At 65.6% G+C, this 14247-nt stretch carries 17 protein-coding genes; 16 read left to right on the forward strand and 1 reads right to left on the reverse strand.

Features of this window, described 5'->3' with window-relative positions; genetic code table 11:
* Window positions 1-84 precede the first annotated feature (84 nt).
* The 4 genes from ACFTOW_RS04920 (at window position 85) to ACFTOW_RS04935 (ending at window position 4128) form a co-directional block, all read left to right on the forward strand.
* On the forward strand, window positions 85-1317 hold the full coding sequence (locus ACFTOW_RS04920) for an MFS transporter (protein ID WP_379913654.1): 1233 nt from the start codon (window positions 85-87) through the stop codon (window positions 1315-1317).
* 115 nt (window positions 1318-1432) lie between these two features.
* Window positions 1433-2773, forward strand: a complete 1341-nt coding sequence (locus tag ACFTOW_RS04925; RefSeq protein WP_379913656.1) for an MATE family efflux transporter — start codon at window positions 1433-1435, stop codon at window positions 2771-2773.
* Window positions 2774-2804: 31 nt separating this feature from the next.
* Window positions 2805-3677, forward strand: a complete 873-nt coding sequence (locus ACFTOW_RS04930; RefSeq protein WP_379913658.1) for a 50S ribosomal protein L11 methyltransferase — start codon at window positions 2805-2807, stop codon at window positions 3675-3677.
* Window positions 3678-3783: 106 nt separating this feature from the next.
* Window positions 3784-4128 (forward strand): hypothetical protein, encoded by a 345-nt coding sequence (locus tag ACFTOW_RS04935; RefSeq protein WP_379913660.1) that lies wholly within the window; start codon window positions 3784-3786, stop codon window positions 4126-4128.
* Between the two features lie 119 nt (window positions 4129-4247).
* Here the strand turns inward: ACFTOW_RS04935 and ACFTOW_RS04940 are convergent, their stop codons facing one another.
* Window positions 4248-4448: a DUF1127 domain-containing protein gene (locus tag ACFTOW_RS04940; protein WP_379913662.1), complete on the reverse strand. Its 201-nt coding sequence runs from the start codon at window positions 4446-4448 to the stop codon at window positions 4248-4250.
* 330 nt (window positions 4449-4778) lie between these two features.
* Between ACFTOW_RS04940 and ruvC the strand changes: the two genes are divergently transcribed.
* From ruvC to pal, 12 genes are all read left to right on the forward strand, one after another.
* Window positions 4779-5285, forward strand: coding sequence for a crossover junction endodeoxyribonuclease RuvC (gene ruvC, locus ACFTOW_RS04945; RefSeq protein ID WP_379913664.1), 507 nt, complete (start codon window positions 4779-4781; stop codon window positions 5283-5285).
* The gene (ruvA, locus tag ACFTOW_RS04950) at window positions 5282-5947 is read left to right on the forward strand and encodes a Holliday junction branch migration protein RuvA (RefSeq protein WP_379913666.1); all 666 of its coding nucleotides are present in this window, start codon (window positions 5282-5284) and stop codon (window positions 5945-5947) included. The genes ruvC and ruvA overlap by 4 nt, the downstream gene beginning before the upstream one ends.
* 4 nt (window positions 5948-5951) lie before the next feature.
* Window positions 5952-6836, forward strand: a complete 885-nt coding sequence (locus tag ACFTOW_RS04955) for a GIY-YIG nuclease family protein (RefSeq protein ID WP_379913669.1) — start codon at window positions 5952-5954, stop codon at window positions 6834-6836.
* On the forward strand, window positions 6833-7891 hold the full coding sequence (gene ruvB, locus ACFTOW_RS04960; protein WP_379913671.1) for a Holliday junction branch migration DNA helicase RuvB: 1059 nt from the start codon (window positions 6833-6835) through the stop codon (window positions 7889-7891). The genes ACFTOW_RS04955 and ruvB overlap by 4 nt, the downstream gene beginning before the upstream one ends.
* A 111-nt stretch (window positions 7892-8002) precedes the next feature.
* The gene (locus ACFTOW_RS04965; RefSeq protein WP_379913716.1) at window positions 8003-8632 is read left to right on the forward strand and encodes a hypothetical protein; all 630 of its coding nucleotides are present in this window, start codon (window positions 8003-8005) and stop codon (window positions 8630-8632) included.
* The gene (gene thpR, locus ACFTOW_RS04970; protein ID WP_379913673.1) at window positions 8632-9177 is read left to right on the forward strand and encodes an RNA 2',3'-cyclic phosphodiesterase; all 546 of its coding nucleotides are present in this window, start codon (window positions 8632-8634) and stop codon (window positions 9175-9177) included. The genes ACFTOW_RS04965 and thpR overlap by 1 nt, the downstream gene beginning before the upstream one ends.
* Window positions 9178-9187: 10 nt before the next feature.
* The gene (ybgC, locus tag ACFTOW_RS04975; RefSeq protein WP_379913675.1) at window positions 9188-9586 is read left to right on the forward strand and encodes a tol-pal system-associated acyl-CoA thioesterase; all 399 of its coding nucleotides are present in this window, start codon (window positions 9188-9190) and stop codon (window positions 9584-9586) included.
* A 264-nt stretch (window positions 9587-9850) separates the two neighbouring features.
* Window positions 9851-10546, forward strand: coding sequence for a protein TolQ (gene tolQ, locus ACFTOW_RS04980; protein ID WP_379913677.1), 696 nt, complete (start codon window positions 9851-9853; stop codon window positions 10544-10546).
* A gap of 3 nt (window positions 10547-10549) precedes the next feature.
* The gene (tolR, locus tag ACFTOW_RS04985; RefSeq protein ID WP_379913679.1) at window positions 10550-11029 is read left to right on the forward strand and encodes a protein TolR; all 480 of its coding nucleotides are present in this window, start codon (window positions 10550-10552) and stop codon (window positions 11027-11029) included.
* Between the two features lie 8 nt (window positions 11030-11037).
* Window positions 11038-12201, forward strand: a complete 1164-nt coding sequence (locus tag ACFTOW_RS04990) for an energy transducer TonB (protein WP_379913681.1) — start codon at window positions 11038-11040, stop codon at window positions 12199-12201.
* A gap of 80 nt (window positions 12202-12281) precedes the next feature.
* On the forward strand, window positions 12282-13607 hold the full coding sequence (gene tolB, locus ACFTOW_RS04995; protein WP_379913683.1) for a Tol-Pal system beta propeller repeat protein TolB: 1326 nt from the start codon (window positions 12282-12284) through the stop codon (window positions 13605-13607).
* 103 nt (window positions 13608-13710) lie between these two features.
* A complete protein-coding gene (gene pal / locus ACFTOW_RS05000) occupies window positions 13711-14229 on the forward strand; it encodes a peptidoglycan-associated lipoprotein Pal (protein WP_379913685.1) in 519 nt (172 codons plus the stop codon).
* Window positions 14230-14247: the final 18 nt, after the last annotated feature.

Below are 14247 nucleotides of genomic sequence, written 5' to 3' on the forward strand. Positions count from 1 at the left end.
GCGGATCAAGGTCACCTCCCATTTGGCAACCTTGAATCACTTCGAAGCCGATATGGGAATCCTTAAACGTCAACAGACCCTAACATGAAAACCATCAAGCTGGCCGATGCGCAGGCCCTGCCGCTGTGGCGGCGTCCCACCACCTTGTTGTTCGCCATGGCTGTTGCCATGCCCATCGCCTTTGCCACGTGGTCGGCGCTGCTGAACAATTTCGTGGTCGAGGTGGCGGGTTTCGACGGGGCCGACATCGGCCTGCTGCATTCGATCCGCGAGATCCCGGGGTTTCTGGCCGTGGGTGTCATCGCGATCATCATTTTCGTGCGCGAACAGGTGCTTGGGCTGGTCTCGCTGATAATGCTGGGGGCAGCCACGGCGATCACCGCGTGGTTTCCCAGCTTGGGCGGCATCCTGACCATCACCATGCTCAGCTCGATCGGATTTCACTATTACGAAACCGTCAACCAGTCGCTGCAACTGCAATGGCTGCCCAAGGAGCGCGCGCCGCAGATGCTGGGCTGGCTGCTGGCAGCGGGGTCGGCGGCAACGCTGGTGGCCTATGGTCTGATCGTGCTGACATGGCGGGCGTTCGATCTGTCGTACAACCTTGTCTACCTCGCGTCGGGTGGCATCACCGTGCTGCTGGCCGTGTTCTGCCTGCTGGCCTATCCGCAGTTCGAGGCGCCAAACCCGCAGGTCAAGAAATTCGTCCTGCGCCGCCGTTACTGGCTGTACTATGCGCTGCAGTTCATGGCGGGGGCGCGGCGGCAGATCTTCATGGTCTTTGCAGGTTTCATGATGGTCGAGCATTTCGGCTTTGACGTGCATCAGGTTACCGCGCTGTTCATGATCAACCTGGTGATCAACATGGGGCTGGCCCCGCTGTTCGGTCGCGCCGTCGCCCGGTTTGGCGAGCGCAACACGCTGGTGTTCGAATATGCCGGGCTGGCGCTGGTGTTTCTGGCCTATGGCGGCATCTACTGGTTCGGCTGGGGCGTGCTGCTGGCCTCGGTCCTGTATGTGGTCGATCATATGCTGTTCGCGCTGGCGCTGGCGCTCAAGACCTATTTCCAGAAGATCGCCGATCCCGGCGACATCGCCCCCACGGCCGCGGTTGCCTTTACCATCAATCACATAGCGGCCGTTGGCCTGCCATGGGTGCTGGGGCTGTTGTGGCTGGTCTCGCCCTCGGCGGTGTTCGTGCTGGCAGCAGGGCTGGCGACCGGGTCGCTGTTGCTGGCGCTGATGATCCCGCGCCACCCCGAACCGGGCAACGAAACGGTGTTCGCGGGTCTGGTCGCGGCCACCCCGGCCGAGTAGGCCAGCACGGATGCGCAGACCTGTGTGCGGCAGCGGGCGTTTGCCGCAGGGCACAATGTGCTAGATCACCTCTGCGCGGTTGATCTGCCGCGCTTATCGGAGCGTTCAATTCCTCATGTCCCAGACCGCGAAATTCACCACCGGGTCCACCATGCGTCACGTGGTGGTGATGACGCTGACCGGCTCGATCGGCCTGAGCTTCATGTTCCTGGTGGATTTCCTGGCGCTGTTCTGGATCAGCCGGCTGGGGCGCGAGGATCTGCTGGCCGCGGTGGGCTTTGCCGCGACGGTGCAGTTCTTCCTGATCTCGATCTCGATCGGCATGATGATCGCGGCGGTGGCGCTGGTCAGCCGCGCGCTGGGGCAGGGTGACCCCGATCGCGCCCGTCGCATCGCCACCTCGGCCATGGTTTATTCCGTGCTGACCCAAGGTGTGATCGCGGTCGTGGTGTTCACTTCGCGTGACGGGATTCTGGGCTGGTCCGGTGCCTCGGGCGAAGTGCTGCAGGTGGCCAGCGATTTTCTGGGCATCTCGGTTGTTTCCCTGCCACTGATCGCACTGGGGATGAGTGCGGCCGCCATCCTGCGGGCCGCGGGCGAGGCGTGGCGTGCCATGATGGTCACCACCACCGGCGGGCTGGCGGCGGTCGTGGTCGACCCGATCCTGATCATCTGGATGGACCTCGGCGTGCCGGGTGCGGCCATGGCGATCGTGATCTCGCGCCTCGTGATGGCCTGTGCGGGGCTGTACTGGGTCATCGGCAAGGGGCTGATCGGACGGCCCGGGCTGGACGACCTGCGCAGCTCGGCGGCCCCCTTTCTGGGCATCGCGCTGCCTGCGGTGGCCACGCAGGTATCCACGCCTTTCGGCAACTGGGTGCTGATCCGCGCGATGGCCGAGCATGGCGACAGCGCGGTGGCGGGCCTTGGCGTGGCGGCGCGGTTGCAGATCCTGGGGTTTGGCGGGATCTTCGCGCTGTCCGGGGCGATCGGCGGCATCATCGGGCAGAACCACGGGGCCAACATGCCGGGCCGGGTGCGGCAATCCTATATCGACGCGCTGAAATTCTGCGCGGTCTACACGGCGGCGGTGTGGGCGCTGATGGTGATCTTTGCCGATCCGCTGGCGCGCGCCTTCGGCCTGACCGGGCAGGCGGCCGAGGTGGTGCACTGGTTCGCCCTGATCGGGGCGGGGTCGTTCATGTTCACCGGCGCGCTGTTCGTGTCCAACGCGGCCTTCAACAACCTGGGCCGCCCGCTGTGGGCGACGATGGCCAACTGGGCGCGCGATGGCGGGTTGATGGCACCGCTGGCCTTTGGCCTTGGAGCGTATTTTGCCGCGCCGGGCGTGATCGCGGGGCAGGCGGTGGCAAACGTGCTGGCCGGGACGCTGGCGGCCTGGATCGGCTGGCGCTTTGTCAGCCGCGGGCTTGACCCCGCCCCGCGCCCGGCCTAACGCGGCAGGCGTCGATATGCAGGAGACGCCGATGCCCACCTTTACCGCCATCACCACCCTGACCGGAAAAGCCAGCGCCGAGGCTCTGGGCGAGGCGGTCGAGACGCTGGTGCCCGAACCCACCGGCATCGGCGTGTTCGAGATCGAGGACGGCTCGGGCCTGTGGGAGGTTGCGTGCTACTTTACCGAAACCCCCGACGACACCGGGCTGGCCCTGCTGGCCGCCGTGCACGGGGCCAGGCCATTCGCGATTTCGGAACTGCCCGAAACCGATTGGGTCGCCAAGGTGCGGCGCGAACTGGTGCCGGTTGTGGCGGGGCGCTTCTTTGTCTATGGCAGTCACGACGCCGACAAGGTGCCCGCCGATTGCGAGCCGCTGCTGATCGAGGCGGCGATGGCATTCGGCACCGGGCACCACGGCACCACACTGGGCTGCCTGCGGGCGCTGGACCGGCTGGCCAATGACGGCTTTCAGGGCCGTCGCGTGGCCGATATCGGCTGTGGCACCGCCGTTCTGGCAATGGCGGCCGCGCGGATCTGGCCCGACACTGTGCTGGCCAGCGACATCGACGCGGTCGCGGTCGAGGTGGCGCAGGCCAATGTCGATGCCAACGGGCTGACCGGGCGGGTGCGGTGCATCGAGGCGACGGGGTTCGATCATCCCGACCTGCATGCAGCGGCCCCCTTTGATCTGGTTTTCGCCAATATCCTCAAGGGGCCGCTGATCGCCCTTGCCCCGGACATGGCCACGCAGTGCCAGCCGGGGGCAAAGGTGATTCTGTCCGGCATATTGAACGAACAGGCAGACGAGGTGATCGGCGTTTATGCACAGTCCGGCATCAATCTGATCCACCGCGAAGAGATTGGTGAATGGACCACGCTGACACTGGAGAATAACAGCTAATTCGCGCCCAAATTAAGGTGTGTTTTAGGCGCTTGCCCCATTTTCGCCACATTTCGGCGACATATACATCGTCAAGTTCTGGTGGGGGCCAGTGACGGAGTTTGAGATGGTCGACGCTGCCAATGACTTTCGCAAGCGCATGAAGCGTATCAGTAAAAAGCATGCCCGGCTGGAGCATGGCTATGTCGCGGTCGTCAGCAAGGACGGTCTGATCATAACCAAGCCAAAGCGCAAGGGCGGCAGCTTTCCGCTGCGCATCCTTTTGACATTGATCGTGTGTTTCGTGGGCTTCAAGGTGTTGTTGATCAGCCATCTTGGCCCCGAAGGATACGCGCAGCGCGTCGATGTGCTGCACAACGGCAGCGTGCTGGAAGAGGGCGGGGCATGGCTTCTGCAGGCCGACCCTGTCAGCCTGGTCATTGCCGACGGAATTCGCAAGCTTACCCTCTGACCTCTCATCAGAGGGACAACCCCGAACTCAGGTTCGCGTCGCTACATCGGGGTCCAAAGGAAAAGGCCGCTGCCCTCGTCAGGCAGCGGCCTTTTGCGTTTCAGCGCTGTGGCGCGGCATCAGCCGCGGGCAACAACGTCGATATCGCCACGGCACAGGCCGATATCTTCCAGCTCGCGGTCGCTCAGCTTGTTCAGGGCCTTGCGGGTGATGCGGGCATCGTTCCATGCGGCGATGGCTGCGATTGTGCGGGCGACAAAACCACCTTTGCGGGTGGCGGTGCCGAAGGCGGCGGGGCGGTGTGCGTCGAAGACTGCCATTTTCGTGGTCCTTGTGGTCAAGATTTGGGCGGAATGTGAATCCGTGTTCTGAAACCGCAAATAGGGATGCCGATCTGCGCCCGCAAGGCGGTATTTTCGCATAGGAGTCATGCAGGTTTTGCATGTGTCGAAAAGGCGGCCAAACGCCTTGTTTTCTTGGCTATGGGCGTAGCTGAAAGTGTCGTTTTCAGACCTCGAGAAGGCGCAATTCGTATGCTGCCCTTGCAGCGGCGCAGCATTGTGTCGTTTTTGGCCTCAGCCGCTTTGTGGTTGGCGTTTGTTCGCCTTTCGTGCTACTGCGTCAGAAAAGCAACAATATGCAGGCCAGTGATGCGGATTTTAGGGATCGACCCGGGGTTGCGGAACCTTGGCTGGGGCGTGATCGAGGCGCAGGGCAGTCGTTTGAGCCATGTCGCCAACGGGATTCTGCATTCGACCGGCGACGAGATGCCCCGCCGCCTGCTGTCTCTTTACGAGCAACTCACCGACATCCTGCACCGGTTTGCGCCCGAGGCCGCCGCGGTCGAGCATACGTTCGTCAACAAGGACGGGGCGGGCACGCTGAAACTGGGGCAGGCGCGGGCGATTGCCCTGCTGGTGCCCGCGCAGTTCGGTCTGAACGTGGGCGAATACGCGCCCAACGCGGTCAAGAAGACCGTGGTCGGCGTCGGTCATGCGCAAAAGGGTCAGGTCGAGCATATGGTGCGGATGCAACTGCCTGGCGTGCAGATCGCCGGCCCCGATGCCGCCGATGCGCTGGCGGTGGCGATCTGCCACGCCTATCAGGGTGCTGCCGCCACGAAACTGGACGCCGCCGTGCGCAGGGCCAGCGCATGATCGGCAAGCTTGCAGGCCGCGTCGATTACCGCGCCGAGGATCACGTGCTGATCGATGTGCGCGGCGTCGGCTATCTGGTCTATTGTTCAGACCGCACGCTGGCCGCGCTGCCCCCGGTGGGGCAGGCGGTGGCGCTGTATACCGATCTGCTGGTGCGCGAGGATCTGTTGCAGCTTTACGGCTTTGCGACGCTGGTGGAAAAGGAATGGCACCGCCTGCTGATGAGCGTGCAGGGCATCGGCGCCAAGGCCTCGCTTGCGATCCTCGGCACGCTGGGGGCGGATGGCGTCAGCCGGGCGATCGCGCTGGGAGACGTGAACGCCATCAAGGCCGCGCGCGGCATCGGGCCCAAGACGGCGCAGCGCGTGGTGATCGAGCTGAAGGACAAGGCCCCGGGCATCATGGCCCTTGGCGCAGGTGTGGCCGCCGCCATGGGTGACGAGGTGATCGAGGGCGACGCGCCACGGCGCCCCGCCGCGCCGGCCCCTCAGCCCAAGGCAAACGCCGCCGCCCAGTCCGAGGCGCTGTCGGCCCTGTCGAACCTCGGCTATGCCCCGTCCGAGGCGGCGGGTGCCGTGGCCCAGGCCGCAGGCGACGCGCCGGATGCCGACACCGCCACGCTGATCCGCGCCGCGCTGAAACTGCTGGCACCGAAGGGGTGATGGCATGTTCAGTTTCAACGATCTTCTGACGATCAATGGCATTTCCCCGCAGGATGTCGCCGTGGCGCTCCACAAGCCTGCGAATACATCCGAGCGTCAGGCGTTGTGCACAATGATTGACGAGGATTTCGCTGCGTTTAATGCCTACCAATCAACGCACGCGCGCATTCCAGAGGCTACGCTGAAAGCTCGCGGAATTATGGCGTCATTCGTGATGACAAGCGACGGGCGGATGACTTTCGTCGGACTGTTTGCCAATGCAGGGTCGCAGCCTTTTGCGCAAGCCGGGCCTCACGTTTATGCTTTGTTTGTGCGCATGACCCGAAAGATGACTGGCCCAGACGAGGTAAACGGGCGCTCGGGCCTAGAAGCCCTCCAAAACCGGCTGCTGTTTGATCTGTCCAGACTGGATACGATGTCCGACTTGTCCGGCAGGCTGATTGTTCAGGACCCGGGCGCGCGCAATTACATGCGCGTGGCGGATTGCACGCCGCTTCCTGTTGTGGAACTGACGAAAGAGGCGCAGATGACACCGCCCGTGCCGAATTGGGATGCCCTTGTCCTGACGGCCCCTGATTTGCGAAAACTGCCGAATAGCTGGCGCGTTCAGCTTTCAGCGTGGCGCGGCGTTTACCTGATCGTCGATCGATGTGACGGCGCAAGGTATGTCGGTGCCGCCTATGGATCGGAAAACCTGTTTGGAAGGTGGTCGCAGCACGTGGCGCGAGAGATTGGGATTACAAAGGAATTGTCACAGTGCGATCCAGCAGAGTTCCAGTTTTCCATACTAGAGCTGCTGTCACCGGCTGCCACAGCGGATGAGGTCATCGGTGCCGAGCGGAAATGGATGAGGCGTATCGGCACTCTTGAATTCGGATTGAACACATGACCTCCCCCGATCCCACCCTGCGCCCCGACCCGATGCCCGAGGATTACGACCGCGCCCTGCGTCCGCAGGTGCTGGACGATTTCATCGGTCAGGCCGAGGCGCGCGCGAACCTCAAGGTGTTCATCCAGTCCGCCCGCCAGCGCGGCGAGGCGATGGATCACACGCTGTTTCACGGCCCTCCCGGTCTGGGCAAGACCACGCTGGCGCAGATAATGGCCAAGGAGCTGGGCGTGAATTTCCGCATGACAAGCGGCCCGGTGCTGGCCAAGGCGGGCGATCTGGCGGCGATCCTGACCAATCTGGAAAGCCGCGATGTTCTGTTCATCGACGAGATACACCGCCTGAACCCGGCGGTGGAGGAAGTGCTCTATCCCGCGCTTGAGGATTTCGAACTGGACCTCGTGATCGGCGAGGGGCCGGCCGCGCGCACCGTGCGGATCGAGTTGCAGCCCTTTACGCTGGTTGGTGCGACCACGCGGATGGGCCTGCTGACCACGCCCCTGCGCGACCGGTTCGGCATCCCCACGCGGCTGAATTTCTACACCCGCGAGGAACTGAACGAGATCGTCACCCGCAACGCCCGGCTTATGGGTGCGCCCGCCACCCCTGAAGGCGCGATGGAGATCGCGCGCCGGTCGCGTGGCACGCCGCGCATCGCGGGGCGGCTGCTGCGCCGGGTGGTCGATTTCGCCGTGGTCGAGGGCGACGGCAACGTGACCAAGGCCATCGCCGACCACGCGCTGACCCGGCTGGGGGTGGATGATCTGGGCCTTGACGGGGCCGACCGCCGCTATCTGCGCCTGATCGCGGAAAACTACGCCGGTGGTCCGGTGGGGATCGAGACCCTGTCGGCGGCCCTGTCCGAAAGCCGCGACAGCCTTGAAGAGGTGATCGAGCCCTTCCTGCTGCAACAGGGGCTGATCCAGCGCACGCCGCGCGGGCGGATGCTGGCGCAAAAGGGCTGGACCCATCTGGGCCTGCCCGCCCCGCGCGCGCCCGGGCAGGCCGATCTGTTCACGCCCGACCCCGGCAAAGGTCCTTCGCAGGAAGGGTAGTCACCCATGCCGTCCAGTCGCGCCGATGGCGCCATGCCGACACCCGGTTGCAGCACGCCCCATGCGCGCGATAAACACGCCCCACAGGAGGCACCGATGCAAGACGCCCTGATGACACCCGAGGACGTGACGCGCCATTTCACCCGCGCAGACGGGCAGTTCCTGTTCGCGCGCTGGGGTCGGCCCATAGCACCCGTGGTGTTCGGTGTGCAGGACGCGACCCTGCAGACCGTCAAGGGCGCGCTCGAGGCGGTGGCGGCGCTGTCCGGGCAGCAGCTGGCCGAGACCGACCCGGAACTGGGTGCCAACCTGATGGTGTTCTTTTTCCGCGACTGGGATGAACTGCCGCAGGTGCCCAACCTCGACCGGCTGGTGCCCGATCTGGTGCCGCTGGTGGCGCGGCTGAAATCGGTGGATGCCAACCAATACCGGGTGTTCCGGTTCGATCAGGCGGGCGGGATCAAGGCGGCCTTCGTATTCGTGCGCGTGGATGACGATCTGGCCGCGATGCCTGCGGATGTGCTGGCGCTGGGGCAGGTGGTGCAGACCGTTCTTTTGTGGTCGGACACGGCCTTCACCGACCGCTCGGCGCTGGCCGTGGCGGGCGACCGGACGATCCTGCGCCCCGACATCGCGGCGCTGATCCGCGCGGCCTATGATCCGGTGCTGCCGGTGGCCAGCGATGATCCGGCGATGGCGCTGCGCCTGCACGCAAGGATGCAGGCCGCGCCGCTGACCTGATGCGCGCCTTCGTCGCCCTGCCGCTGCCCGATGCCGTTTGCGAAACGCTGGCGCTGTGGTGCGACGACCTTGGCGTCGGGCGCGCCGTGCCCGAGGACAACATGCACCTGACCCTGGCCTTTCTGGATGAGGTCGCTCTGCCCACGCTTCAGGTGCTGAACGAGGGGCTGGAGGCGCTGGTTTTCGATCCGTTCCCGCTGCGCCTGGCAGGGATCGACCTGATGGGCGCGCGCGGATCGCAGGTTCTGGCGATCCGGGGGCAGGGCGGTGTGGCACTGTCAGGCCTTCAGTCCAAGGTGGCGCAGGCCGCGCGCATGGCGGGCATCGACCTGCCCCGCCGCCGCTTTCGCCCGCATGTCACGCTGGTGCGTCTTGGCCCGCGACTTGCCATGCAGGACGAGGCGCGGCTGGGCCGGTTTCTGGCCGCCTTCGCCGATGCCGCGCTTGACCCGTTCGAGGTTTCGCGCCTTGCCCTCTACCGCTCCCACCTGACCCGCGATGGCGCGGAATACGAGGTGCTTGCGGATTACCCCGCCGCGCCCTAGCCTGCGCCGCATGAGCACAGCCCCCCCGCGCATCCACCGCCTTCCTGTCCGCGTCTACTACGAGGACACGGACATGGCCGGCATCGTCTATTATGCCAATTACCTGCGCTACATCGAGCGCGGGCGCAGCGAATGGGTGCGCGACGTCGGGCTGGATCAGAACCGCATGAAGGAACAGGACGGCATCGTCTATGCCGTGCGCCGGGTCGAGGCCGACTATCTGGCCCCCGCCCGTCTGGATGACGAGCTTGAGGTGCTCACCTGGGTGGCCGAACGCCGACCCGCAAGAATGATCATGGGCCAGGAGGTGCGGCGCGGCGACAAGCTGCTGTTTGCCGCGCTGGTCACGGTGATCTGCATGACGCTGGCGGGCAAACCCGTGCGAATGCCCGTGTATCACGAGGGGTGAGTGATCGAACCACCGGTCCCCTTCATCTTGCCCGGTAAACTCCGGGGGGTGAATTGGCGCGCAGCGCCAAGAGGGGGGCAGCGCCCCCCTGCCCCCGGCGACGCGCCGCAGGCGCGGCGCAAGACCTGATCTCGCAAACGGCGGGTTTTCGCGTAATCGCCACGATAGCGAAGCTGTGATGCAGTTCTGGTTGGCTTTCCCCTGTGTCATAAGGTAGTTTGCCCGCAAAAGTGCCGTCGAACGGCCAAACAACGAGCAGGCAGAATGGAAGCAGAAACCCTTGCACTGGCGCAGGAGATCGATTTCTCCATGTGGTCGCTTTTCGCGCGCAGCACGCTGACGGTAAAACTGGTGATGATCTCGCTGATCATCGCCTCGTTCTGGTCGTGGTCGATCATCGTGCAGAAACTGATCAGTTACCGAAAGGCCCGCGCCGAGGCGGCAGTGTTCGATCAGGCCTTCTGGTCGGGCGAGCCGCTGGACGAGCTGTTCGACCAGATCGGCGCCGAGCCGTCGGGCCGGTCCGAGCGTGTGTTCGCCGCCGGCATGATCGAATGGCGGCGCAGCCACCGGCAGGATGGCGGGCTGATCGCGGGCGCACAGGCGCGGATCGACCGCAGCATGGACGTGGCCATCGCCAAGGAGGCCGAGAAGCTGCAAAGCGGGTTGTCGATCCTGGCCACGGTCGGGTCGGTCACGCCCTTCGTGGGTCTGTTCGGTACGGTCTGGGGCATCATGCACAGCTTTATCGGCATCGCCGAGCAGCAGAACACCAGCCTCGCCGTCGTGGCCCCGGGTATCGCCGAGGCGTTGCTGGCCACCGGGCTTGGCCTGCTGGCCGCCATTCCGGCGGTTATCTTCTACAACAAGCTCAGCGCCGACAGCGACCGCATCGTGGCCAGCTACGAAGCGTTTGCCGATGAATTCGCCACCATCCTCAGCCGCCAGTTGGACAGCTAGGCCATGGGCGCGGGTGTCATGCAAAAGGATGGTGACAGCGGGCGGCGCAGGCGGCGGCGCGGCGGGCGCGCGCGTCCGATGTCGGAAATCAACGTGACGCCCTTTGTCGATGTCATGCTGGTGCTGCTGATCATCTTCATGGTCGCGGCCCCGCTGATGACCGTGGGTGTGCCGGTGGAACTGCCACGGACCGCTGCAAGCGCCCTGCCGGGCGAGCAGGAGGAACCGCTGGCTGTGACCATCACCGCCGAAGGATCGGTTATGATCCAGACCACCGAAGTGCCCCGCGCCGACCTGATCGGCCGCCTGCGCGCCATCGCCGAGGAACGGTCCAGCGACCGCGTCTTCGTGCGCGCTGACGGGGCGGTGTCCTATTTGGACGTCATGCAGGTCATGGGCGCGCTGAACCGCGCGGGCTTCAGCAACATCGGTCTGGTCACCGAGTCCGGCGGCCCCGCACTCGACGGCGCGCAGGACAACTGAGGCCCGCCATGCACGTGGGCCATATCATATCCGGGGCAGGGCACATCGGTCTGATCGGCTGGGTCCTGTTCGGCGGGGCCTTTGCTCCCACGCCGGAACCTTTCGATGTGACCGAGGTGGCGATGATCTCGTCGTCCGAGTTCGACGCGCTGATGGCGGGGACCGAGCCGCCCGAAACCGCGACGCAGGTGGCCGTGCCCAGCCCCCCGGCCGAGGACGAGACCCCGGCCCCCGCTCCGGCCCCCGAGCCCGAGGCGCGCCCGACCCCCCCCCAGCCGGAACAGGCCGAGGCCCCGCCACCCGAAGAAGCGCCCGCACCGCCCGAACCGGCCCCCGCCGAACCGGCCGATGTGCAGGACGAGGTGACCGAGATTGCCCCGCCGCCGCAGGAGCAGGCGGTGATCGCCCCCGAAATGTCAGAGCGTCCCGTGCCGCGCCCGGCACCGCGCGTGGCCCCCGAACCCGTGGCCCCGCAGCCGCCCGACACCCGCGTCGATGACGTGGTGCGCGAAGAGGCCGTGCCGCAGGAAACCCCCGACACCGCCGCCCCCGAGCAGGAGGCCACCGCGCCCGAAGAGGCGACAACCGAGATCGTGACCGAAGCGACAGAGGAGCCCTCGGCGGCCCCGCTGCGCTCGATCCGTCCGCAGACCCGACCGAACCGGCCCGCGCCGCAGCCCGATCGCCCCGCCCAGCAGCAGACCGCAACGGCACCCGCGCAAGAGTCCGCGCCATCCGCCGAGCCTGACCCGGCCCCGACGCGCGACACATCCTCGGCGGTGGAGAACGCGTTGGCCGAGGCCCTGGGCAGTTCGCAGGCCACCGGGCAGTCCACCGCACCCAGCGGCCCGCCGATGACCGCAGGCGAACGCGATGCGCTGCGCGTCGGCGTTCAACGCTGCTGGAACGTCGGGTCGTTGTCGTCGGACGCGCTTGCCACTACTGTGGTGGTCACGGTGCAGATGAACGAGGACGCGACACCCAACACGGGCACGATCCGCATGACCGGGTCGTCGGGCGGGTCCGAGGCCTCTGCCCGGCAGGCGTTCGAAACCGCGCGCCGCGCGATCATTCGTTGCGGGGCCACCGGCTTCGACCTCCCGCGCGAGAAATACGGCCAGTGGCGCGAGATCGAGATGACCTTCGATCCGAGCAACATGAGGATCAGATGACCCAGACCGCCCGGATACCCCGCCCCCATTCAATGCGCCCCGGCGCGCCCCTGATTGCGAAAACCAAGAGGTTTCCTGACATGCATCGTTTCCTGACCCTTCTGGCGGCCCTGTGGCTGCTTGTCTTGCCCGGTGTCGTGCAGGCCCAGGACGGCCCGCTGCGCATCACCATCGACGAGGGCGTGATCGAGCCGTTGCCCTTTGCCGTGCCGGATTTCGTGGCCGAAAGCGCAGAGGCGCAGGAGATGGCCCAGCAGATCGCCCGCGTGGTGGCTGCCGACCTGACCGGCACGGGGCTGTTTCGCGAAATCGGCAGCGATGCCTTCATCAGCCAGATCACCAGCTTCAACAGCCCGGTGCAGTTTGCCGACTGGCGCGCGATCAACGCGCAGGCGCTGGTCACGGGGGCGGTTTCGGTCGGGTCCGGCGGGGCGCTTTCGGTCAAGTTCCGGCTCTATGACGTGTTCGCCGGGCAGGAAATGGGATCGGGCCTGCAATTTGACGGCACGCAGGCGGGCTGGCGTCGGATGGCGCACAAGGTGGCCGATGCGGTCTATTCCCGCATCACCGGCGAGGGCGGCTATTTCGACAGCCGCGTGGTGTTCGTCTCCGAGGCCGGATCCAAGGACGCGCGGCAAAAGCGGCTGGCGATCATGGATTACGATGGCGCGAACGTGCAGTTTCTGACCGACAGCAGTTCGCTGGTGCTGGCGCCCCGGTTCTCGCCCTCGGGCGACCGCGTGCTTTACACCAGCTACGAATCCGGCTTTCCGCGCATCTATGTGCTGGATGTGGCCAGCGTAGGCCGCCGCGCGCTGGAAACACCGCCGGGCGAGATGACCTTCAGCCCGCGGTTTTCGCCCGACGGGCAGACCGTGGTGTTCTCGCAGACCGAGGGCGGCAATACCGACATCTACCGCATGTCGGTGGCCGGCGGGTCGATCCAGCGTCTGACCACGGCGCCCTCGATCGAGACGGCCCCCAGTTTCAGCCCGGATGGTGACCAGATCGTCTTTGAATCCGACCGCTCGGGCAGCCAGCAGCTTTACATCATGCCCGCAGGCGGGGGCGAACCGCGCAGGATCAGCTTTGGCTCGGGCCGCTATGGTACCCCCGTCTGGAGCCCGCGCGGCGATCTGATCGCCTTTACCAAGCAATCCAAGGGCCGGTTCCACATCGGCGTGATGCGCACCGACGGTTCCGAAGAACGCCTGCTGACCGCCAGTTTTCTGGACGAAGGCCCGACATGGGCCCCCAATGGCCGGGTGATCATGTTTGCCCGCGAAACCCAGGGCGCCGAAGGGCAATCGAGCCTGTATTCCGTGGATATCACCGGGCGGAACCTCAAACGGGTCCGCACCGATGGCGGGGCCAGCGATCCGTCATGGTCGCCCTTGCAAAAATAGGCCGGAGCGCGTGTGGCGCACCGGATTCCCATCGCCTGCGCGCTGTGCTACAACATGGGCAGGCAAACCAGACAATGTTCCAGATAACAGGCGGACAGATACCATGACTTTTCTCGCGCGGGCAGTGATGCTGACCTCGGTGCTGGCGATAGCGGCCTGCACCAATCCCGATCGTTTCGGCACGGATGCGGATGCGATGGCCGGTGCCAATGCCGGCGCTGGTGCCGCGGTGCCGGGATCGGCCGGTGATCCCAACTCGCCCGCCTATTTCCAGCAGACCGTGGGCGACCGGGTTCTGTTCGCGGTGGACCAGTCGACGCTGAACGACGAGGCGCGCACGGTTCTGAACGGGCAGGCCGGTTGGCTGATGGAGAACCGCGACTTTACCGCCGTGATCGAAGGCCATGCCGACGAGCAGGGCACCCGCGAATACAACCTGGCCCTGGGCGCGCGCCGCGCCAATGCGGTGCAGGAATACCTGGTGTCGCGCGGTGTCGCGAGCAACCGGCTGCGCGTGATCAGCTATGGCAAGGAACGCCCGATCGAGCTGTGTTCGGACGAGGCATGCTATTCCAAGAACCGCCGCGCGGTGACCGTGCTGGCGGCAGGCCTGAGCAGCTGAACCGGATAGGGGAGTGGC

It is taken from the genome of Lacimonas salitolerans, assembly GCF_042677865.1.
GTDB classification, from domain to species: Bacteria; Pseudomonadota; Alphaproteobacteria; order Rhodobacterales; family Rhodobacteraceae; genus Lutimaribacter; species Lutimaribacter salitolerans.